The organism is Bradyrhizobium sp. MOS002, from assembly GCF_003020115.1.
Classification (GTDB): Bacteria; Pseudomonadota; Alphaproteobacteria; order Rhizobiales; family Xanthobacteraceae; genus Bradyrhizobium.
Genome location: NZ_PYFX01000004.1, coordinates 789,696 through 810,383, shown reverse-complemented (window position 1 = coordinate 810,383; position 20,688 = coordinate 789,696). Strand labels below are relative to the sequence as shown.

Here is a 20,688-nt window from a genome sequence, read left to right as displayed (position 1 = left end):
CCGCCATGTTCAATTCCGATCCGCCGACCAGCCCAGCCGCCGCCGACCAGGCCGTCGAAGAAGTCGTGGCGCAAGGCCCGTCCGGTGCGATCGTGCTCGCCGGCATCGCCACGGCCTGCGTGGTCGCGATGTGGTTCGCCTTCTATCTGTTCGTGTTCCTGCCGCGCGGCTCGCTGCAATGAGCGTCGAGGGAGCCCACAGCAACGGTAGCGCCAGCGCCGAGGTCGCAGCCCGTGTCGAGCGGCGCTGGGCCACTATCGCCGTGATCATCGTCGTGATGATGGCGCTGCTGGCCGCATTCGCCGGTATCCATCGCGCGACCATGCCGCAGCCGCGCGTCGAGACCACCGATCCCTCGCGGCTGCATCTGACCGGTGAATTCGTCGAGAGCAATCTCGGCAGCATGCTGGAAGCCAACGGCAATGTGACCGTGCGCGCGATCGGGCAGCAATATTCCTTCACGCCGGCCTGCATCGTGGTGCCCGCGGATACGCCGATCACATTGCGCGCCACCAGCGCCGACGTCGTACATGGCATCCTGATCCAGGGCACCAACGTCAACACCATGCTGGTGCCGGGCTACATCTCCGAACAGCTCATGCGCTTTACGAAGACCGGCGACTATCTGATGCCCTGCCAGGAGTTTTGCTCCTTCGGCCACGAGGGCATGTGGGGCAAGGTCAAGGTGATCGACAAGACGGACTTCGCGAACCGCGCGAAGGGTGGCGGGAGGCTGAGCTGTGTTGGTCAATAGAAAGCTCATCCTCGCCCATTTCTGGCTGGCCTTCGCCGTGTTCGGCATCGCGCTCACGCTCGGCGCCTGGCAGATGTTCATCCGCAGCCCGATTGGCACCTGGCTGTCCAACCCCGAGCTCTATTACCGTTCGCTGACCGCGCACGGCACGGTGATGGGCTACGTCTTCCCGACCCTGGTCGCGATGGGCTTCGGCTACGCCATCAGCGAGTCCGCGCTGGAGCAGCGTCTTGTCGGCGTGCGTTGGGCCTGGGCCGGATTCTGGCTGATTGTGGTCGGCGCGATCATGGCGATGGTCCCGATCGCGCTGGGCCGCGCGTCGGTGCTCTACACGTTCTACCCGCCGCTGATCGGCAACGTCTTCTACTATCTCGGCGTCGTGCTGGTCGTGGTCGGCTCCTGGATCTGGGTCGCGCTGATGTCGGTCAATCTGCGCGTCTGGCGCAAGGCCCATCCCGGCGCGCCGGTGCCACTGGCGATGTTCGCCAATGTCGCGGGCTCGTATCTGTGGGCCTGGACTGCGGTCGGCGCAGCGCTCGAACTGCTGCTCCAGATCATTCCTGTCGCGGCCGGGCTGAAGGCCACCATCGATGCCGGCCTTGCCCGCGTGTTCTTCTCCTGGACGCTGCACGCCATCGTCTATTTCTGGCTGATGCCGACCTACATCGCCTATTACACCATCGTGCCGCGCGCGATCGGCGGCCGTATCTATTCCGACAGCATGGCGCGGATCTCCTTCATCCTGTTCCTGGTGGTCGCAATGCCGATCGGCATGCACCACACCTTCGCCGATCCGCAGGTCGGCGCCGGCTTCAAGTTCATTCATTCGGCCTTCACCGCGCTGGTCGCGCTGCCTACGCTGCTGACCGTGTTCACGATCTGCGCCTCCGTCGAGATCGCGGCGCGCCTGCGCGGCGGCCGCGGCATGTTCGGCTGGATCGGGGCCCTGCCCTGGGACAACCCGATGATGCTGGCCCTCGCATTTTCCTTCGTCATGCTCGGCTTCGGCGGCGCCGGCGGCCTCATCAACATGAGCTATCAGCTCGACGCGTCGATCCACAACACGCAGTGGATCACCGGCCATTTCCACCTGATCTTCGGCGGCGCCATCGTGATCATGTATTTTGCGATCGCCTACGATCTGTGGCCGCATCTGACCGGACGCGAGCTGATCGATATCCGCCTGATCCGCACCCAGCTCTGGCTGTGGTTCATCGGCATGATCGTCACGACCTTTCCCTGGCACTGGGTCGGCATTCTCGGCATGCCGCGCCGCATGGCCTATTTCGACTTCGGCGATCCCGCCATCGCCCCGCAGGCACTTTCGGTCACCCTCTCGGCCATCGGCGGCTTCATCCTGCTGGCGTCGGGCATCATGTTCATCGTGATCCTGGCCCGCGGCATGCGTGCGCCGCAGGTCGACGCAGGCCCCTATCGCTTCGCGCTGGCGGTGCACCAGCCCACAACGGTCCCGGTCGCCCTCAACACCCACGCACTGTGGGTGGCGCTGATGATCGCCCTCACCCTCACCAATTACGGCTATCCGATCCTGAATCTGGCGCTGAGCGAGGGCACCTCGGTGCCGGCCGTCTATGTGGGAGCGCAGTGATGAGCACCCGCGAGCTCTTCACCCTCACCAATCGTCATTTCAAGACGAGTGTCGGCATCACGGCCGCAATCTTCGTCGTGACGGCGATTGCGGGCTTCATCGTGCTGCCCTTCGCACAGCCCTGGGTTCAGTTCGCAAACGTCTGGGACGCGATCTGTAGCGCCGCCGGTGTGCCGCAACGCGCGGCAAGCGTGACGGCGCCGGAGCAGAGCAAGCGCATGTCGGAGGTCGTGCTCACGTCGAACACGCTGTCGCGCCCGAGCCAGGAGGCGATCGGCCGCGGCGCCACGCTGGCGCAGCGTTGCGCGATCTGCCACGGCCCGACAGGCGTCAGCCGCGCGGACTCGCCCAATCTCGCCGGCCAGTACGCGGCGGTGATCTACAAGGAGCTGCATGATTTCCGCACGGGCGCTCGCACCAATGCCGTGATGTCGCCGTTCGCCGTAAATTTGACGGACCAGGAGATCGCAGATCTCTCGAACTATTACGCTTACCTGCCACGGCTGCCGGCCTATCACCCGACCCCGCAATTGCCCAAGCCAAACATCGTGATCTACGGCGCACCGATGCGCGGCATCGCGCCCTGCGGTGCCTGCCACGGCAGCCTCGACAACAAGACCGGCAGCCCGTGGCTCGAAGGCCAGTCCGAGGCCTACATGAAGGCGCAATTGCAGGCCTTCGCCTCAGGCGAGCGCCGCAACGACATCAGCCAGCAGATGCGCAACATCGCGCGTGCGATGACGCCGCAGGAGATCGAGCAGGCCGCGGCGTACTATGCCTCGCAGCCGCCGGATGTCGTGAAGGCGGTGGATTGAAATTTTGGCACGCCTGCCTCCGCCATCGTCATTGCGAGCGCAGCGAAGCAATCCAGAGTTTCTCCGCGGAGGGATTCTGGATTGCTTCGTCGCAAGGGCTCCTCGCAATGACGGAGGAGAGAGCGTGCCCGTCCGCAACCACTACGACGACGCCAGCTTCCGTCGTCCGTAGATCGCATCCGCCCGCTTCTCGAACGCGATGGAAAATCGCGCGAACGCGGCGTCGAACATCGAGCCCATCAGGAGCGCCAGCATGCGGCTCTTGAACTCGTAGGCAAGGAAGAAGCCGACATCGCAAACGCTCTCGCCTTTGGGCTCGAACGTCCAACGGTTTTCCAGATTGCTGAAGGGACCTTGCAGATATTCGACCAGGATCTTCAAATTGGCGCGGTCGAGCGTCACGCGGCTGGTGAAAGATTCCCGGACCAGCTTGAACGACACCGTCATGTCCGCGACCAGCACCTCGGTGCCGTCGGGTTTCGCCATGCGCTGACGGACCTTCAGCGCGCTGCACAGCGGCACGAATTCCGGGTATCGCTCGACGTCGGCGACCAGATCAAACATCTCGGACGCACTGTGATCGACACGGCGCTTGCTCGAAAAATTGGGCATAGCGATTCAGCGGGCGCTTGCTGCCCGCGCGGCCTTCAGTTTCGCAAAATCCTCGCCGGCATGATGCGACGAACGGGTGAGCGGGCTCGCCGACACCATCAGGAAGCCCTTGGTGTAGGCGACCTTCTCGTAGGACGAAAACTCGTCCGGCGGCACGTAGCGCATCACGGCGTGATGCTTGCGGGTCGGCTGGAGATATTGCCCGATGGTCAGGAAATCGACGTCGGCCGAACGCAGATCGTCCATCACCTGCTGCACCTCGTGGCGCTCTTCCCCGAGGCCGACCATGATGCCGGACTTGGTGAAGATGGTGGGATCGAGCTCCTTGACCCGCTGCAGCAGCCGGATCGAATGGAAATAGCGCGCGCCCGGCCGCACCGTGAGATAGCACGACGGCACGGTCTCGAGATTGTGGTTGAACACGTCGGGCTTCGCCGCGACGACGACCTCCAGCGCGCCCTCCTTGCGCAGGAAGTCGGGCGTCAGGATCTCGATCGTGGTCGAGGGGCATGCAGCGCGGATCGCGCGGATGGTCTGGGCGAAATGCTCGGCGCCACCGTCGGCAAGATCGTCGCGGTCGACGGACGTGATGACGACATGGGCAAGGCCGAGCTTGGCCACGGCCTCGCCGACGTTCTGCGGCTCGGCCGCGTCGAGCGCGTTCGGCATGCCGGTCTTGACGTTGCAGAACGCACAAGCGCGGGTGCAGGTGTCGCCCATGATCATGAAGGTCGCGTGCTTCTTGTCCCAGCACTCGCCGATATTCGGGCAGCCCGCCTCCTCGCACACCGTATGCAGGCCATTGGCGCGCACGATGTTGCGGGTCTCGGCATAGCCGCGGGTGTTGGGCGCGCGTACGCGGATCCAGTCCGGCTTCGGCGGCGAAGCGGAATCGGGCCGATTCACCTTTTCGGGGTGACGTGGGCGCAACGGGTTCGAGATGGTATCGACAATAACGACCATGGGGTGTCCGGTCTGACCAAGTCCTACCTAATCGGTCTGGCCGGGCATCGCAACCCGGCTCGCCCTGCTTCAGGGAACATGGCAGATATGGGCAATATCCTGCTCTGTTCTCTGGCGATTCTCACCTCGAATGGCTCCAGTCTCAAAGACCTCTACTCCCCGGCTCGGCAAAGCCCTGAAGCGTGCCTTTTTCGCGCGCAGCGTCCACGAGGTCGCGCCCGACCTGATCGGTGCAACCATGCTGATCGACGGCGTCGGCGGGATCATCGTCGAGGTCGAGGCCTATCATCATACCGAGCCGGCGGCGCACTCCTATCGAGGGCCAACGCCGCGGAACCAGGTGATGTTCGGCCCGCCCGGCTTTGCCTATGTCTACCGCTCCTACGGCATCCACTGGTGCGTGAACTTCGTCTGCGAGGAAGAAGGCTCGGCCAGCGCCGTGCTGATCCGCGCGCTGGAGCCGACCCACGGCTTGGCTGCGATGCGTCGGCGGCGCCATCTTCAGGATTTGCACGCGTTGTGCTCGGGCCCGGGCAAGCTGACCGAAGCGCTCGGCATCACCATCGCGCACAATGCCCTGCCGCTGGACCGTCCGCCGATCGCGCTGCATGCGCGGACGGAGGATCTGGAGGTCGTGGCCGGAATCCGGATCGGCATCACCAAGGCCGTCGAACTGCCCTGGCGCTATGGCGTCAGGGGCTCGAAATTCCTGAGCAAGCCGTTCCCTCGCTGATGGTCATTCCGGGACGGCTCGAAGAGCCGAACCCGGAATGACCGGCGTTTCACGACGCCTGCTTGAGCCGCTCCAGCGCCTCGAGCAGCTTGGCCTTGCGGGCGAGTGCGGCCTCGCGCTTTTCGCGTTCCTCCTCGACGACCTCCTCGGCCGCGTTGGCGACGAATTTCTCGTTGGCCAGCTTGGACTCCGCGCGCTTGATGTCGGCGTCGGCCTTCCCGATCTCCTTGTCGAGACGCGTGCGCTCGGCGGCGACGTCGATCACGCCCTTCAGCGGCAGTGCAGCCACTTCACCGCGCACCAGGAGCTGGACCGCGCCGTCGGGCGCACGCTCGGCGAAGGCGATATCCGACAGCCGCGCCATGCGCTTGATGACGTCGCTCCAGCGCGGCGCGCGCTCCTTCGTCTCGGACGAGGCGCCTGCGAGCACCAGCGCCGTCAGGGTCGCCGGCGGAATGTTCATCTCGGCGCGCACCGAACGGATCTGCGTGACGAGGTCGATCACCCAGCCGATCTCGGCCTCGGCCGCGGGATCGGTGAAGTCGGCATGGTCGAAGATCGGCAGCACCCAAACCGGCGAGACGAGCGCATCGGTGGGCCCCGTCGTCGCCGCGAGCATCGCAAGCTGCTCCGGCGTCGGTGTAGCCGGCTTCAGCGGCCACGGTGCCAGCGCGAGCAGACCGTCGCGCTTGGCCGTCACCTCCCACAGCTCCTCGGTGATGAAGGGCATGAAGGGGTGCAGCAGTTTCAGGATCTCGTCGCGCGCCCATGCCACCATGGCGCGGCTCTCGGCCTTGGCAGGGCTGTCGGGACCGAGCAGCACGGGTTTTGCGAGCTCGAGATACCAGTCGCAATAGACGTTCCAGACGAAGCGGTAGATGCTGCCTGCCGCGTCGTTGAAGCGATAAGCCTCGATCGCCTCGGTCACCTCGCGCGTGGTGTGCGCGCTCTCATGCGCGATCCAGCGGTTCAGCGTCTCCTTGACCTTCGCAGGCTCGAAGCCCTCAGTCACGGCGCAATGGTTCATCTCCGCAAAGCGCGATGCATTCCAGAGCTTGGTCGCGAAATTGCGGTAGCCTTCGACACGGCTGGTGGCGAGCTTGATGTCGCGTCCCTGCGCGGCCATCGCCGCCAGCGTAAATCGCAGTGCGTCCGCGCCATATTGGTCGATCAAGCTGAGCGGATCGATGACGTTGCCCTTCGACTTCGACATCTTGGCGCCCTTCTCGTCACGGACGAGGGCGTGGATGTAGATCGTCGAGAACGGCACCTCCTTCATGAAGTGAAGGCCCATCATCATCATGCGGGCGACCCAGAAGAAGATGATGTCGAAGCCGGTCACCAGCGCGTTGGTCGGGTAGTAGCGCTGCACTTCCGGCGCGTCCGCGGGCCAGCCGAGGGTCGAGAACGGCCACAGCGCCGAGGAGAACCAGGTGTCGAGCACGTCCTCGTCGCGCGTGATGAAACCCTCACGCTTGTTGCGGTCGAGCGCCATCTCGCGGCCCTGCTCGACCGTGATGACTTCCTGCTCGACGTAATAGCCGAGCGCGTGGCTGACGGCCTCCTCCTCGGTCTCGGCGACGAACACCTTGCCGTCGGGACCGTACCAGGCCGGAATCTGGTGACCCCACCAGAGCTGGCGCGAGATGCACCAGGGCTGGATGTTCTCCATCCATTCGAAGTAGGTTTTTTCCCAGTTCTTCGGCACGAAGGTGGTTTCGCCCGAACGCACTGCGGCCATCGCGGGCTTCGCCAGCGTCTTGGCGTCGACATACCACTGGTCGGTGAGATAGGGCTCGATCACCGTGCCGGAGCGGTCGCCATGCGGCACCATGTGGGTGTGGGGCTCGATCCGCTCGACGAAGCCGAACGATTCCAGCCGCTCGACGATGCGCTTGCGCGCTGCAAAGCGATCGAGCTTGTTGAACTCCTCGGCGAACTGCGAGGCACCTTCCGGCAGGTCGCGCAGATAATCCTCGTTGTCGAGGAGATCGACGCAACCTTCCTTGTCGATCACGCTGATCCGGGCGAGGCCATGGCGATTGCCGACCTCGAAATCGTTGAAGTCGTGCGCCGGCGTTACCTTGACCGCGCCCGAGCCCTTCTCCGGATCGGAATAATCGTCGGCGACGATCCGGATCTTGCGGCCGACCAGCGGCAGGATGACGTTCTTGCCGACCAGCTTCTGATAGCGCTCGTCATCGGGATGCACGGCGACGCCGGTATCGCCGAGCATGGTCTCCGGACGCGTGGTGGCAACGACGATGAAGCTCGAGGGATCCTCAGGGCTGAAAGTCTTGCCCTCGATCGGATAACGCAGGTACCAGAGGCTACCCTTGACCTCGGTCTGCTGCACTTCGAGATCGGAGATCGCGGTAAGCAGCTTGGTGTCCCAGTTCACCAGCCGCTTGTCCTTGTAGATCAGGCCGTCGCGGTGCAGCTCGACGAACACCTTGACCACGGCCTTGGACAGGCCCTCGTCCATGGTGAAGCGTTCGCGCGACCAGTCGCAGGAGGCGCCGAGCCGTTTGAGCTGGTTGATGATGGTATCGCCGCTTTCGGCCTTCCACTGCCAGACCCGCTCCAGAAACTTCTCGCGGCCCATCTCGCGGCGTCCGGGCTGCTGGCGCTCCATCAGCTGCCGCTCCACCACCATCTGGGTGGCGATGCCGGCATGGTCGGTGCCGGGCTGCCACAGCACGTCGCGGCCGCGCATGCGCTCGAAGCGGCACAGGATGTCCTGGAGCGTGTTGTTGAGCGCGTGGCCCATGTGCAGCGAGCCCGTCACGTTCGGCGGCGGGATCACGATGGTAAAGGGCACTGCGTCGCGGCGGTCTGGGCGGCCGGCCTTGAAGGCAAGGCTGTCCTCCCACACGACGGACATGCGGGCTTCGATATCGGCGGGCTGGTAATTTTTCTCGATCATGGCGCTGTTAGAAAGCCGCGCACGGGGTCCAAGTCAACGGACAAGTCAAAGGAAAGCCAGGCGGCAATGGGGCTTTCCGATCCGGTCGGGAGGCCGAATATGGCGCACAAGCAGGGCTTTATGAGGGCTCTGCGGCCCGATCTACCTGCCGCCGCGCGATACCCGCTCGATTTCGGCCTTCACGATGCGTTCGACGAGGCCGGGCAAATTGTCGTCCAGCCAGGATTTCAGCATCGGCCGCAGCATCTCCTTGACCAGATCCTCCAGCGTGCGCGCATTGCTGCTGAGCACCGTGTGGGCCAGGGAATTGAAGGCGGATTCGACCGCCGAGACCGTCGATTGCGCCAGGATCGGCTGTTGGGGTGGCAGTGGCGGCGCATCGAAGTCCACCGGCGCATAGGATGCCGGGGCCGGCGTCGGACGCGGCGGCGGCGATTCGGCGAATTCGAGATCGTCGCGCGGCTCGACCTTGCGGAAGCTCGGCGGCGGCGGAGGTGGCGTCGGCTCCATCGCCAGCGCCATATCGTCGGTCAATTCCAGCACGTCAGGCTCAGGGTCGGGCTCCGGCTCGGGAGCACGGATTTCGGGCGCAGACGTAGCCGTGTCGAGCCCTGCCAAGAGCGCGTCGATATCGTCCTGATTGTTGGATGCATCCGCCTCGGGTGCGGGGGCCGGCGGCGGCGCCGGCTTTGCGGCCGGAGCCGGTGCGGGCTTCTCGGCGGCCGGTTTGGGCGGCGCGACCTTGGATGGCGGAATATCGTTGATCGCCTGCGGCTTCGGTGGCGCGGCGGGGGCGGCAGCTTTCTCGGGCTTGGCTGCATCCGCCGGCGGCGGCTTGGCCTCATCGTCGGCAATGATGCGCCGGATCGAGGCCAGAATCTCCTCCATCGAGGGTTCTGTGACCTTTGCAGGCTGCGTCATCTCCGACTCCACATCATCAACGCCCTCGCATGCGTTGTTTTACACCAAGCACGACAGGATTGGCCGGTTCCGGATGGGTGGCCCGACATTTTCGTCGCGGCAGCCCGACTTGTCCCCAGATGACCGCTCAACGTGCAGCGGTGCGCCCCTGCCCTCGGCACTCATGCTTTACGCACACGGCATCGGATGCGGAGCGAATCGGCCCGCATCTTCTTGGCAAGGCTATGTCAGGGATTTTGCTGATTGCAAGCAAAGCACCGGTCGGCTTCGGCTATTCGCGAGGCCGACCGGATGATTACGGGACTCTAGCGTCCGTCTGGCGTGCGGACGCCGGCCCAGCTGTCGCGAACCTGCTGGTAGTGAACGCTCGGATCGTAGACCGTGGTGTTGAGGCCGAGGACTTGCGGCGCGAGACGGCCGACCGCGTTCAGCACCGAATAGGACGCCACCACGCGGTCATGCTGGGCAGTGACGAGAGCGACGCGCGCATTGACCAGCGCCTGCTGCGCGTTGAGCACGTCGAGCGTGGTGCGCTGGCCGGCCTTGGCTTCCTCGCGCACGCCGTTCAGCGCGATCTCGGAGGCCGTGACCTGCGCCTGCGCAGACTGCACCTGCGCCTTGCCGGCTTCCAACTGGCCCCAGGCCTGCACGACGTTGGCGCGGGTTTGATCGCGGGTGGTTTCGAGATTAAGGCGCTGCTGCGCCAGGTTCTCTTTGGATTGCCGGATCAGCGAATATTCTGCGCCGCCCTGATAGATCGGTATGGAAGCTGTCGCGATGGCGGACGCCGTATTCGTTCGGAAGACATTCAGAGTCTGCTGGTACGACGTGCTGAGACCAGCCTGGACCGTGACCGTCGGCAGCAGCGCGCCCTCGTTGATCTTGACCTGGAGATAGTTGACGTCGATCCCGAACATCGAAGCCGTGACGCTGGGGTTCTCCACCAGGCTGAGACCGACGGCGGAGGCGAGCGTCGCGGGCAGGAATCGATCGACCGGCGAGCCCGGTGCCAGGTTCGTCGGCTCGTTGCCGATGATCCGGCGAAAATTCGCGCGCGTCGTCGTGAGATTCGATTCGGCAGTCAGGGCCTGGGTCTTGCCGGCCGCGAGCTGCGCTTCGGATTGCGCCACGTCCGTGCGCGTCACTTCGCCGACATTGAAGCGATCGCGGGTTTGCTTGAGCGTCTGTTCGAGCACACGCACGTTGCTGCGCTGAACTTCGAGAGTCGCCGAATCGCGCAGGAAGTCCATGTAGGTCGTGGCAGCCTGCAGCAGGACCGTCTGCTCGAGCACACGCAACGCCTCGCGGGATCCCGAGACTTGGCTCTCCGCCGCGCGCGTCCTGTTGGCGGTCTGATTGCCATTGTAGAGCGTCTGGTTGACGGTCAAGCTGGCGCTGTTGGGCTGAAGCAGGCCGGAGATCGACTTGGGGCTGGGGGGTGTGGGGTTCTGCGTCGCCTGGATATCCTGATATTGATATCCAGTGCCGAGGGTCACGTTGACCTTGGGGCGGTAGCCCGACAGCGCCTGCGGCACGTTCTCGTCGGTCGAGCGTGCCTGGGCGCGTTGCGCGTTCAGCTGCGGATTGTTCTGATAGGCGCGCACCAGCGCAGCCTCGATCGTATCCGCCAAGGCAGGCGTCGGCGCGGCAAGCGCCAGCAGCAGGACCGAAACCGCTGCTCCGGTGAAGAGCTTCACCCCATGCATCCAAAAATTCCGTTCATTCTAACGCCCGGCTCGTGCCCGCGAGCTGGGTTACCGTCTGCGAGTGGAGTCGTTGCCCCGCCGCAACATAGGACGCGGTCAAGCGCGACGGAACTACCTGAGGGGTGTTCGCAGTGGAAACTCTTCACGTGCAGCATCCCGGCCACACTTCTGATTCAGAACGGGATTTTAACGGGCCAAAGCCGCTATCGCGCCGTCAGAAGACGAAGGCGGCCGCCCGTTCCAGCCCGGGAAGGACCGGGGCTGCGGCATCGAACAGCGCCCGATGGCCGAATTCGCCGTGGGTATGGGTCACGATCATGGCGCGCGGCGGCCTGGATTCGGCCGAGACCCCCAACAGGCGCCCACCCTCCTTGAGCTGCCCGAGCAGCCCTGCCGGCGTCACCTCGGTGGCGCCGTTGAGGATAATCACATCATATGGGCCAGCAGCGGCATCACCCTCGGTGCAGGCCGCTGCCTTGCAGGTCACGTTGGCGAGCCCAAGGGCGGCGAAGGCGTCATTTGCCTTCTTGGCCAAGGCGGAATCGCATTCCGTCGCGGTAACCTGGCGCGCGAGCTTGGCGATCAGCGCAGCGAGATAGCCCGTGGCGCATCCGACGGCCAGCACGTTGTCACCCTCGCCAATCTCGGCGGCCTGGAGCAGCTTGCCGGTCAGTTGCGGCTTGATCAGGAACCGCTTGGCGCCGCCCTCGCTGACGTCGAGATCGAGGTCGAGATACGCCAATGCCTGCCGGCTGGCCGGCACGAAGGCCTCGCGCGGAACCGTAAGCATGGCGTCGAGAACACGACGGTCGGTGACGTCACTGGTGCGCACCTGGCCATCGACCATTTTTAGGCGCGCCGTCGAGAAAACGGACATTTGCGGACCCTGCAAGGCGGACGATGCCGCGGACGAAAGTTGGCGGCATCTTTGGAACAGGCCCTGCGAAAACGCAACATGGCTTTGGCCCCGCGAACCGGGCCCTTCCGCAACTCGCAACGTCGAGAGGGCGAGACCTATTCGATCGTGACCGCGAGGCGGCCGATCAATGCGGCGACTTCATCCAGCCGTGCCGAATCGTGGGTCTCGACCGCGCGCGCCAGACAGGCGAGGCATTCGTCGTCGCTGAGTTCGGGGATGTCCGCCGGCAGAATGGAGGGAGCCAGCGGGGAACGGTCGACCAGGATGTCTCGCATGGGAATCAGCTCCGTAAAGGACCGGCCTCTGGAAGCTCGATTTCAATTGAGTCGTTTTGGCGTCACCGCGGGGGATGCAGGCTCGCCACGGTACACATCTAGTTGAGGATTTGCCGCAACGAGATCGCACGCCAGATCAGAGTCTGGACGCAAGTCATTGAAATGAAGCGGAATTTGGCTCCCCGGGCTGGATTCGAACCAGCGACCATCCGATTAACAGTCGGATGCTCTACCGCTGAGCTACCGAGGAAAAGGGCGAACCCGTCGTTCGCGCGCGGCTGCGTATAACAAAGCCGCTTGCGCTTGCAAAGGACCAATTCGCTATCTGGCACATTGCGGCGAGGAAGGGCGCGTGGCCCCTCCTCCGCCTGACCTCAGGTCAAGTTACTCGGCGACGAACGAAGTGGTCTTGGTGCCGGAATCGTAGCGCAGCCGCAGCGCGGTGAACTTGCAGAGGTTGACGTTCTTCCAGAGCACGGTCTCGTCGTAGTTCTGCCAGTCGACGCGGATGTTCCAGACACACCCATCGTCGTCATCGTCGAACTCGACATAGGTGCTCGCCTGGTTCTGCAAAACCTTGTCCAGCTCGTTGTCCCATTCGTCCATGCCGTCGTCCGGGGCGTTGAAGCCCAGAAATTTGATGGCATAGCCGGTCTCGTTGACGACGGTGACGTTGCGGGCGTCAGCCGCGAACGACGGCGCGGCGGCCATCGATAGTCCGATCGCAATCAGTGCAGACAGAAAATACTTCATATGAAATTCCCCCGATCGAAACGGGCTTCGGTGCCTGACGTCGATCGGCGCAGGCGCCGCGGCAACCAATGGCGTTGCCTTGAAGGATTCGTCGGAGGCGCAATCGAAAGGTTCAAGACGCGATCGATCCGCGCTCCGGCTCGTTGCACGGCGTGAGACGCGCAACGCGCCAATTCTTACCGATTCGAATTCTCCGCAGCAATGAACCGGCATTCATAGATTTGCGGGGTTTGTTGTCTCCGGCGCGGTCGCCGGCACCGCCGCACCGTTGCTCTTTCCGGCAACCGCGTTGACCAACGTCTTCACAGGATCGTCGCCGGGCGCAAAGCCGCCCTGGCGCAGGATCTCGTCGATCATCGGACGCAGCGCATGCACCTTGAGCAGCTCACCGGCAAGGCCTTCGCCGAAGCCGACATTGCCTCCCCCCGCACTGTTGCCGCCGAACGCACCGCCGGTGTGGAGGATGCGGACGTCCTTCAAGTTCGCGATAGGCTTGACCATCTCGGCCAGCGCCGAGGGCATGATCTCGATCCGCTTCTTGGCGATCTCGAAGTCGATGACGTTGCTGCCGAGCTTGTTCTGCGCCTCGTTCTTCATGGTGATGACGGCAGCTTCGGCCTCACCGATATTCCTGACGCCCACAGCCTTGATCTTGTTGGACTCGGCTTCGGCGGTGGCCAGTGTCTTGACGGCCTCGGCGCGATCGAGGGAGGCCTTCTTCTCGGCCTCGGCCGCGACGATCACCTCGGTCGATTTTCGCTCGGCCTCGGTGCGGGCCGCGAGCACCTGGGTGAGACGGGCACGATCGGCAACTTCGACGGCGCGCGCGGTCACGACTTTTTCTTCCGCGGAGACGGCGACCGCTTCGGCCGTCTTGGCCTCGGTCACGGCTTCCGAAGTCTGCTTGCTCTTGGACGCGATCTGGATCTCGTTCTCCTGGGTGGCGATCTGGATCTCGCGCTGCGCGTCGGTCTTGCGCTTGTTGATCGCCAGATCCGATTCAATCACCGCAGTCTCCTTCACCTGCTTGGCGCCCGCCTCCTTCTCGGCGACCGCCCGGTCGGTATCGATGCGGGCATTCTCCTCGGTCAGGCGCGCAGTTTGCGTCGCAGTTGCGACCTCGGCGCGGGTGCTCGCGGTCTTGTTGGCGATGTCGCGCTCCTGCGACAGCTCGGCCTCCTTCTTGGTCCGCTCGATCGTCAGGGTCTGCTGCCGCGCCTCGAGGTCCTTTTGTGCGATCGCCACTTCGTTGTCGCGCACGATGGCGTTGCGGTCGCGGCGGCGGGTCTCGGTGACCGTCTTCAATTGGGTGAGACCTTCAGCGTCGAAGAAATTCTCCGGATTGAAGAATTTGACGTCGGTCTGGTCGAGTTTTGTCAATGACACCGATTCCAGTTCGAGCCCGTTCGACTTGACGTCGGACTCGACCGTTGCCTGCACGTGCTTGACGAAATCACTGCGCTTTTCCTGCAGCTCCAGGATGGACATGGTCGCCGCCACCGAACGCAGGCCGTCGACGAATTTCGCCTCGACCTGGTTTCGCAGCGCCTCGGCGTCGTTGGTCAGCGCGCCCAGCGTCTGGCTCGCCAGCGCGATGCTCTCGTCGTCGGGGCGAACGCGCACGTAGAATTCGGCGACGATGTCGACGCGCAGCCGGTCCCTGGTGATCAGGGATTCCCGCTCCTTGCGCTCGACTGTCAGCCGCAGTGTCTTCAGATTGACGCTGGCATAGGAGTGGAAGATCGGCAGGATCATGGCGCCGCCGTCGAGCACGACCTTCTTGCCGCCGAGGCCGGTGCGCACGAAGGCCTCGTCGCGGGTGGCGCGCTTGTAGAGGATGGTGAAGACGATCCCGAGGACGACGATCAGCGCGACGCCGATCATGGCCGGGACTGCGATGTCGAACATGATGTTCTCCAATAAATGACTGGCTAGCTGCTTAGAGGTGGCTTGGACGGTTTGAGTTCATCGTCGGCCTTCACCGCTACGAAGCGGGTGCCGGCGCGATCGACCAGCAGGACCGTGGTTCCCTGCGGCAAAGGCGATGACGCAGGTGCGGCAACCGCCCAGACGAAATGCCTGTTGCCGTGAATGTCGGCGACGCTGACGCGGCCGGGCGGGCCCTGGTCGAGCGGCCCGACGACGACCTCGCCGACGCGGCCGACGAGATCGCCGAGGCCGACAGCATAGCTTTCGTCCTTGGGAATGGCCCGCGCGATGGCGCCGCTGGCGGCGCGGACCAGCGGAACCGAGACGACGACCGCCCCGACCGAGGCGACCGTTGCCGGCAAGGGGCCGGCCACCATCCGTGCGACGTCCTGGATCAGGAAGCCGGTGATGGAGAAGGCACCGAGCAGCAACAGCAGGAAGATCAGTAGCGGCACGCCGCCGACATTGATCCAGGAGATGGCGTTGAGGACGCCATTGTCGCTGGGATGACCGAAATCGATGGTGGTGCCGAGCATTTCGCTCAAGGAGGCCCCGACCAGCATCGAGACCACTTCGATCGAGCCGACAATGAGGATCATGGCCGCCGCGATCGCGAACGGCCTGACCTCGGGCGACATGACGTGTTCGAGCAGTGCGCTCATGACACAGGACTCAGGAGCGCGACTTCAACCGCGCCAGCCTCGCTGCAATCTCCTTGTCGCGATGCAACGTGCTGAGCTCGTCGATGTCGCTCGAGAACGGGATGGATGCCGGAACGCCGGTGGCGCGCGCCACCGCCCTGCTCGCACGCAGCGCCTTTGCCGCCGCCGAGGTGCCGCCGGGCTTCCGCGGTGACGTCGAGGCCTGGTGACTTGCGGCCGCCTCGCTCTTTTCCAGGTCGGCCCGGCGCAGTTCGGCATCCTGGAGCGCCGAGAGTACGGCACGCAGAGACGTCACGCACTGCTCGATCTTCTCGTTGTTCTCGTCGATAGCGCGGGAGAGCACCTCGAACTGGGCCTCCAGATCCATCTGCCGTGCGATGCCGGCGCGGGCGAGATCGTCGCGGCTATCCGCGATCGCGCCCTCGATCTTGGCGGCGAGATCGGTCATCTCGCGCTCGATCTCGGTGCGGCGCGCGTTGAGGCGATATTCCTCGGCCCGCGCAGACGCGAGCGCATCGCGCGCCTCGGCCTCGGCGCGCTCGATTTCGCGGATGGCCTGTCCGACCACCACAAGCTTGTTCTTGCCTTCCGCCTGCTCGATCGCGTCGTAGGCAATCCCGGCGATCAGGCGCCCGACCCGCGACAGGAAGTTCTCGGGAGCGGCAGCGATGGTATCCATGGCGTTCTCCTCCTCTGGCAGATTGTTCGGCGTGACGCCGTAGTGAACTTCGAAACCGTCGTCGGTGCGGATCAGGTGCGCGGGCGCGCTCTGCCCCCAGCCCTCGGCATAGCCGGCGTAGTCGAAGGGCACGCTGAAGCGCCCTTGCACGGTCGCAATCGAAATGGTGGTGGGCCCCTTGATCTTGGCGAGCTTGTCGTCGAGCGGCAGGCGGCGGCCCTTGGCGGCGCGATAGTCGGCGCGATCGCGCAGGCCCAGCGTTACCAGCCGCGATGGCAGCGCGGTCTGTTTGCGGATCGGCTCATAGGCATGGGCGTGGAGCAGGACGACGTTGGAGCCCACATTATGGCTCCGCGCGACCTCGTCCAGGATCTCCATCATGCGGTCATAGGCCTGGAACGTCGCCTCCAACGCGGCCTTGGCGGCCGGGTCAGGGGCAAGCCGGTAACGCAGCGCGGACGGCGCGTTTCGGGATGACAGGTTCATGGAAAGCACCAAAGTACCATTTTGGTGCTTTAGGAAGAAGAGGCTTGATCACGTTCCACTGATCCTTAGGGCACTCTGCAATTAGTCGTGGCGGCTCGGGTCTGCGTTCAAGGCGCGTGATCACTTCCTAGATCGCGAGATCAAGACTTCCTGCACGTGTGAGTTGGAATTTGAGGTAATACTGCGAACCCATCGCACGGCACTTAATTGCGAGGCACCGCTCTCTCCACGTCATTGCCAGGAGCTCTTGCGAAGCAATCCAGAACCCCTTCGCGGAGGGATTCTGGATTGCTTCGCTTCGCTCGCAATGACGGAGCAAGCCGCATTCGACGTTCTCATAACGTAGGTCGTAACTTGCAGACACACCTTCGCATCCCCGCGGCATGCTCCGCCCGAGCTTTGCTTCATCTCATCACCCTCTTCCGTCTGAGGGCGCAGGGAAGACCGGGTGCCGGCTGGCACCCACGGTCCACTGTGCGAAGGTTGCGCTACAAGAGGCTGCACAGCGGCATACAGGTGAAGCCCAACACACGGCCTTCCCTGCGCAGTGGTTTTACGGCTTATGCCGAGCTCTCCCCGGGGAGCGATGCACTATTGCCCCCGTCGCCTTGCGGATGGCTGATGCGCCTGCCCGGTCGGGCAGCCCACATCACCACAAGACTTGACGCACAGACCCCGGGCGTCAGGACGACACGGTTTTGCCGTACGCTGGTCGCACCGGTCGTGTGCGCGACGCCTTCGCTCACGGTTTCCCGCCCTGCGAAGCCTTTCGCGCCGATGTGACTAGCGTCCACCGCAGCTCACCCCGCGTTTCGTGACGATCGCGATACGCCCCTCTGACTGGGGTGAGGTGGCGAGATGAATACGCCAAAGCCGAATTTCGGTAAAGTGGAATATTTTCGCGAAGGTGGATTGACCGGCAGCTTGTGTGTTTTGCCCGACAGGCAACGCAAGGGATTGTAGTCTCGTAGCCCGGATGGAGCGAAGCGTAATCCGGGGCTCTGTATCCGCAGAACGAATCACGGATTGCGCTTCGCTCCATCCGGGCTACGGCATCACCTCAGGGCCGCCGGCACACCATGTCGATCTCGATCAGTGCGTCGTAAGCCAACCCCGTTACGCCGACGCAGGTGCGGGCCGGCAGGCGGTCCGGCGGAAAGAACCCGCGATAAGTCTCGTTCATCGCGGTGTAGTCTTCCTTGAAACGCGTGAGATAGATGCGCGTCATCACGACGTGTTCGAGACCGAGATCGACGCCCGCCAGAACCACCTTCAAATTCTCCATCACCGCGCGGGTCTGGGCCACGATGCCGTCAGGTAAGACGCCCGGCGTTTGCGGCGTGTCCGGCATCTGGCCGGTGACGAAGACAAAACCGTCGGTCTCGACCGCGTGGCTGAAGGGCGCGACCGGCTTCGGGCCGCCGCTGATCATATGGAATTTCACTGGGGTATCCTTGTTACGGCGCGTCTTTCAGGGGAAGGTTTGGAACAAGCGCTTGCTGATGATCGCGTGCACGCCCCAATTGCCGTCGACCACCTGAGTGACGCCGAAGTCAACGGCGGCCGACATCAGCGCGATCGCCTCGTCCTCGCTGAGGCCCTTCACGTTCATCAGGAAGCGTCGCATCTTGCGAAACGCATCCTTCATGGCGAGGTCGAGCGAGGACTTTGCGTAGACCTCGCTTTGGCCCTGAGCGCCGAACTCAGCGAGGTAGTTTGGATGGCTGAATCCGGTCAGGACCCAGTCGGTCTCGGTCTCGATCAGGGGATAAGAGAGATCGGCGAAGGGCTGGCCGGCAAGGTCGGCCTTCTTGTGCAGGATCACCTCGAACGTCCCGGTCATAGAGCATTCGATCGCGGTGCCGCTCAATTCGCCGTCGCCTTGCGTGGCGTGGGGATCGCCGACCGATAGCAATGCGCCGGGGACGGAGACCGGAAGATAGACGGCCGCCCCCTTCCCCAAGCGCCAATTGTCGAGATTGCCGCCGAAATAGGACGGCGGCACGGAGTCGATGAAATCGACCTCGCGCGGCGCCACCGCGATCACGCCGAAATGCGGGCGCAAGGGAATGCGGATGCCGTCGAGCACGGCGTGGCGGCGCTTCACCGTGCCGGGCAAGACGGGAACGCCGGGATAGTCGTAAGCGGAATGTACTACGCCAAACGGGTCGGTCTGCGGCTCCCAGCGATAGGAATACAGCGCGCGGGCGTGCGGCGCATCGGTGTCGTCGAAGATTTCGTAGATCGTCACGACCTCGCGCGGCTTCGGCCCTGACAGAAATTCGTCGTAATGATAGCCCCACCAGGCCGCAACCGAGGAGCCGAACACGCGGCCTGAATGGTTCGGATGACGACTCGTGCGCGGTACGATGTCGAGGATCCGCACTTCCAGCACGTCGCCGGGCTGGGCGTCCTTCACCGCCACGGGCCCGGTGCAGATGTGCACGCCAAAGCCTTCGCCGGCGCCGCGCCCGAATATGCTGGCATCCATCGGACCCGCGCCGCGGCGATCCACGTTCTTCCTCGCCTTGGTCCAGCCGAATACGTCTTCGGCGGCGGCATCGCCCGCGATCATCAGCTCAGGATCGTCGGAGGCATGCTGCGTCAGGGTTTCGATGGTGATGGTATCGCCCGAGGCGATCTCGAGCTGCGGCTGTAACGAGCGACTGAAATAGCCCCAATGAACACGATCGGCTTCGATTGGAAGATGATGATGCTTGCGTTCGGCCGTTCTCGGCTCATCGATGTCGGTACGGGCGAGATTGCCGCGCGCCTCGGCACTCGCCTGGTGCACGCGAAGCTGCGCCAGCGCATCCTGCGGCCAGCCGCGCTGACCGGTTATCCCCTGCTGCGTCGTCGCCCGCTCCGCCTCCTGCTGGCGAAACTCGCGCGGCGGCAGTCCGAAGCGATGGCGGAAGGCGCGGCTGAAATGCGCGGAATCGCCAAAGCCATAGGCGTAGGCGATCTCCGAGATCGAACGATGCGCCTCGGACGGATTAGACAGATCGGCCCAGGCCCGCTGGAGCCGCCGTTCGCGAACGTAGTGGGTAAAGTTGTCGCCGACCGTCTCGAACAGCTTTTGCAGATAGCGCTCCGAAATCCCTTCGGCCTGCGCGACGCGCGCCGGCACCAGTTCGGGATCGTCGAGGCGGCGTTCGATGGTCTGGCAGATCCGGTGCAGGAGCGCCGACTGCGTCGCGCTCGATCCGGCGTCGGACGTCGAAGCCGCCAATTGATGGGCGAGTGTCAGCAGGAGATCCACGAGCGACTGCGCGACCGCATTCCATTCGGAATCGCTCAGCGTGTCGAGCGTGCGCGCGGTCGCGTCCATCAAGCGCGCGAAGACGTCGGAAAAGCCGCTGGGCGGAACCACCCTGGGTTCGCCGAGCCGCGGCCTGCCCGAGCGCCGTCCATGCAGCGCCTCCGACGTCACCGACAGGACGACGGCGCGCATGTCGCGCTGGAATACGATGCTCCAGTCCCCGCTCCGCGGCAGCAGCACGAGATGGCCGACCGGAACGATGCGATGGCCGGCGGCGCTCTTGAGCACCATGCCGTCTTCGACCGGCATCAGCGCAATCGGCAGGTCTTCGCTTGGTTGCGAGAGCGGACCGATGGTCTGGGCGCCGGCTGCCATGCGCGTCAGCGCGACGCCGGCGGCGTGGCGATGCGACGCCGTTGCATGCCCGTCGAGGAAGGAATGGCCGACCGCCGGCTGCAGCCCGACCACAGCCAGCACGTCCCGCCAGGCTTCGGGGCGGTCGCCTTGCGCATAGGACTCGCTGGTGAAGGGACGGAAGCTCATCGGATCGACCCAGATTGCAGTGGATCGAAGCAACCTCTGTGCCAGACGTACGCGGTCATCCGTCGCAGCGACGGGCCGCAGATGAGGTTCGCTGGTCACGTGCTCATCCTGGAAACGAACTGTTCTTCAGAGTGTTAGAGC

General features: G+C 64.2%; 18 protein-coding genes and 1 tRNA gene. 5 read left to right on the top strand and 14 right to left on the bottom strand.

The features are described from left to right. Positions 1-5: 5 nt before the first annotated feature. Genes C7G41_RS37850 through C7G41_RS16860 form a run of 4 tightly spaced genes read left to right on the top strand, consistent with a single transcriptional unit; the run spans position 6 to position 3,178 of the window. Positions 6-182 carry a hypothetical protein gene (locus C7G41_RS37850; RefSeq protein WP_181769924.1) on the top strand — a complete coding sequence of 59 codons (177 nt, stop codon included), beginning with the start codon at positions 6-8 and terminating at the stop codon, positions 180-182. After that, positions 179-754 carry a cytochrome C oxidase subunit II gene (locus C7G41_RS16870; protein WP_106943573.1) on the top strand — a complete coding sequence of 192 codons (576 nt, stop codon included), beginning with the start codon at positions 179-181 and terminating at the stop codon, positions 752-754. Before C7G41_RS37850 ends, C7G41_RS16870 begins: the two co-directional genes overlap by 4 nt. Further along, complete coding sequence (locus C7G41_RS16865; RefSeq protein ID WP_106943572.1) at positions 741-2,363, top strand: b(o/a)3-type cytochrome-c oxidase subunit 1; 1,623 nt, start codon at positions 741-743, stop codon at positions 2,361-2,363. The genes C7G41_RS16870 and C7G41_RS16865 overlap by 14 nt, the downstream gene beginning before the upstream one ends. Next, entirely contained in the window at positions 2,363-3,178 is an 816-nt protein-coding gene (locus C7G41_RS16860) for a cytochrome c (RefSeq protein ID WP_199198419.1), read from the top strand. Before C7G41_RS16865 ends, C7G41_RS16860 begins: the two co-directional genes overlap by 1 nt. 141 nt (positions 3,179-3,319) lie before the next feature. On the opposite strand, the gene C7G41_RS16855 is transcribed toward C7G41_RS16860, so the two are convergent. Then, entirely contained in the window at positions 3,320-3,790 is a 471-nt protein-coding gene (locus C7G41_RS16855; protein WP_007591145.1) for a type II toxin-antitoxin system RatA family toxin, read from the bottom strand. Positions 3,791-3,796: 6 nt separating this feature from the next. Further along, on the bottom strand, positions 3,797-4,753 hold the full coding sequence (gene lipA / locus C7G41_RS16850) for a lipoyl synthase (RefSeq protein ID WP_106943570.1): 957 nt from the start codon (positions 4,751-4,753) through the stop codon (positions 3,797-3,799). A 130-nt stretch (positions 4,754-4,883) separates the two neighbouring features. Between lipA and C7G41_RS16845 the strand changes: the two genes are divergently transcribed. Continuing rightward, the gene (locus C7G41_RS16845; protein WP_106943569.1) at positions 4,884-5,486 is read left to right on the top strand and encodes a DNA-3-methyladenine glycosylase; all 603 of its coding nucleotides are present in this window, start codon (positions 4,884-4,886) and stop codon (positions 5,484-5,486) included. 49 nt (positions 5,487-5,535) lie between these two features. Here C7G41_RS16845 and C7G41_RS16840 read toward each other — a convergent pair whose 3' ends face one another. The 12 genes from C7G41_RS16840 to C7G41_RS16770 form a co-directional block, all read right to left on the bottom strand. Next, entirely contained in the window at positions 5,536-8,412 is a 2,877-nt protein-coding gene (locus C7G41_RS16840; protein WP_106943568.1) for a valine--tRNA ligase, read from the bottom strand. A 141-nt stretch (positions 8,413-8,553) separates the two neighbouring features. After that, the gene (locus tag C7G41_RS16835; RefSeq protein WP_199198418.1) at positions 8,554-9,333 is read right to left on the bottom strand and encodes a PopZ family protein; all 780 of its coding nucleotides are present in this window, start codon (positions 9,331-9,333) and stop codon (positions 8,554-8,556) included. 305 nt (positions 9,334-9,638) lie between these two features. After that, complete coding sequence (locus tag C7G41_RS16830; protein WP_106943566.1) at positions 9,639-11,039, bottom strand: TolC family outer membrane protein; 1,401 nt, start codon at positions 11,037-11,039, stop codon at positions 9,639-9,641. Between the two features lie 214 nt (positions 11,040-11,253). Continuing rightward, positions 11,254-11,916 (bottom strand): protein-L-isoaspartate O-methyltransferase, encoded by a 663-nt coding sequence (locus tag C7G41_RS16825; protein WP_199198417.1) that lies wholly within the window; start codon positions 11,914-11,916, stop codon positions 11,254-11,256. 137 nt (positions 11,917-12,053) lie between these two features. After that, positions 12,054-12,233 carry a hypothetical protein gene (locus C7G41_RS16820; protein ID WP_106943565.1) on the bottom strand — a complete coding sequence of 60 codons (180 nt, stop codon included), beginning with the start codon at positions 12,231-12,233 and terminating at the stop codon, positions 12,054-12,056. 175 nt (positions 12,234-12,408) lie between these two features. Continuing rightward, a tRNA-Asn gene (locus C7G41_RS16815) sits at positions 12,409-12,483 on the bottom strand. Between the two features lie 134 nt (positions 12,484-12,617). After that, on the bottom strand, positions 12,618-12,986 hold the full coding sequence (locus C7G41_RS16810) for a hypothetical protein (RefSeq protein ID WP_106943564.1): 369 nt from the start codon (positions 12,984-12,986) through the stop codon (positions 12,618-12,620). A gap of 213 nt (positions 12,987-13,199) precedes the next feature. Next, positions 13,200-14,894 carry a flotillin family protein gene (locus C7G41_RS16805; RefSeq protein WP_106943701.1) on the bottom strand — a complete coding sequence of 565 codons (1,695 nt, stop codon included), beginning with the start codon at positions 14,892-14,894 and terminating at the stop codon, positions 13,200-13,202. A gap of 23 nt (positions 14,895-14,917) precedes the next feature. Further along, on the bottom strand, positions 14,918-15,577 hold the full coding sequence (locus C7G41_RS16800; RefSeq protein ID WP_106943563.1) for an OB-fold-containig protein: 660 nt from the start codon (positions 15,575-15,577) through the stop codon (positions 14,918-14,920). A 10-nt stretch (positions 15,578-15,587) separates the two neighbouring features. Beyond that, positions 15,588-16,751, bottom strand: a complete 1,164-nt coding sequence (locus tag C7G41_RS16795; RefSeq protein ID WP_106943700.1) for a PspA/IM30 family protein — start codon at positions 16,749-16,751, stop codon at positions 15,588-15,590. Between the two features lie 1,051 nt (positions 16,752-17,802). Then, on the bottom strand, positions 17,803-18,186 hold the full coding sequence (locus tag C7G41_RS16775) for a RidA family protein (RefSeq protein WP_106943561.1): 384 nt from the start codon (positions 18,184-18,186) through the stop codon (positions 17,803-17,805). Between the two features lie 27 nt (positions 18,187-18,213). After that, the gene (locus C7G41_RS16770; protein WP_199198441.1) at positions 18,214-20,547 is read right to left on the bottom strand and encodes an acetamidase/formamidase family protein; all 2,334 of its coding nucleotides are present in this window, start codon (positions 20,545-20,547) and stop codon (positions 18,214-18,216) included. Between the last annotated feature and the right edge of the window lie 141 nt (positions 20,548-20,688).

Coding starts and splice junctions, on each gene's coding strand:
- C7G41_RS37850 (WP_181769924.1), top strand. CDS start 6: ATGTTCAATTCCGATCCGCCGACCAGCCCAGCCGCCGCCGACCAGGCC.
- C7G41_RS16870 (WP_106943573.1), top strand. CDS start 179: ATGAGCGTCGAGGGAGCCCACAGCAACGGTAGCGCCAGCGCCGAGGTC.
- C7G41_RS16860 (WP_199198419.1), top strand. CDS start 2,363: ATGAGCACCCGCGAGCTCTTCACCCTCACCAATCGTCATTTCAAGACG.
- C7G41_RS16855 (WP_007591145.1), bottom strand. CDS start 3,790: ATGCCCAATTTTTCGAGCAAGCGCCGTGTCGATCACAGTGCGTCCGAG.
- lipA (WP_106943570.1), bottom strand. CDS start 4,753: ATGGTCGTTATTGTCGATACCATCTCGAACCCGTTGCGCCCACGTCAC.
- C7G41_RS16845 (WP_106943569.1), top strand. CDS start 4,884: ATGGCTCCAGTCTCAAAGACCTCTACTCCCCGGCTCGGCAAAGCCCTG.
- C7G41_RS16840 (WP_106943568.1), bottom strand. CDS start 8,412: ATGATCGAGAAAAATTACCAGCCCGCCGATATCGAAGCCCGCATGTCC.
- C7G41_RS16835 (WP_199198418.1), bottom strand. CDS start 9,333: ATGACGCAGCCTGCAAAGGTCACAGAACCCTCGATGGAGGAGATTCTG.
- C7G41_RS16830 (WP_106943566.1), bottom strand. CDS start 11,039: ATGCATGGGGTGAAGCTCTTCACCGGAGCAGCGGTTTCGGTCCTGCTG.
- C7G41_RS16825 (WP_199198417.1), bottom strand. CDS start 11,916: ATGTCCGTTTTCTCGACGGCGCGCCTAAAAATGGTCGATGGCCAGGTG.
- C7G41_RS16820 (WP_106943565.1), bottom strand. CDS start 12,233: ATGCGAGACATCCTGGTCGACCGTTCCCCGCTGGCTCCCTCCATTCTG.
- C7G41_RS16810 (WP_106943564.1), bottom strand. CDS start 12,986: ATGAAGTATTTTCTGTCTGCACTGATTGCGATCGGACTATCGATGGCC.
- C7G41_RS16805 (WP_106943701.1), bottom strand. CDS start 14,894: ATGTTCGACATCGCAGTCCCGGCCATGATCGGCGTCGCGCTGATCGTC.
- C7G41_RS16800 (WP_106943563.1), bottom strand. CDS start 15,577: ATGAGCGCACTGCTCGAACACGTCATGTCGCCCGAGGTCAGGCCGTTC.
- C7G41_RS16770 (WP_199198441.1), bottom strand. CDS start 20,547: ATGAGCTTCCGTCCCTTCACCAGCGAGTCCTATGCGCAAGGCGACCGC.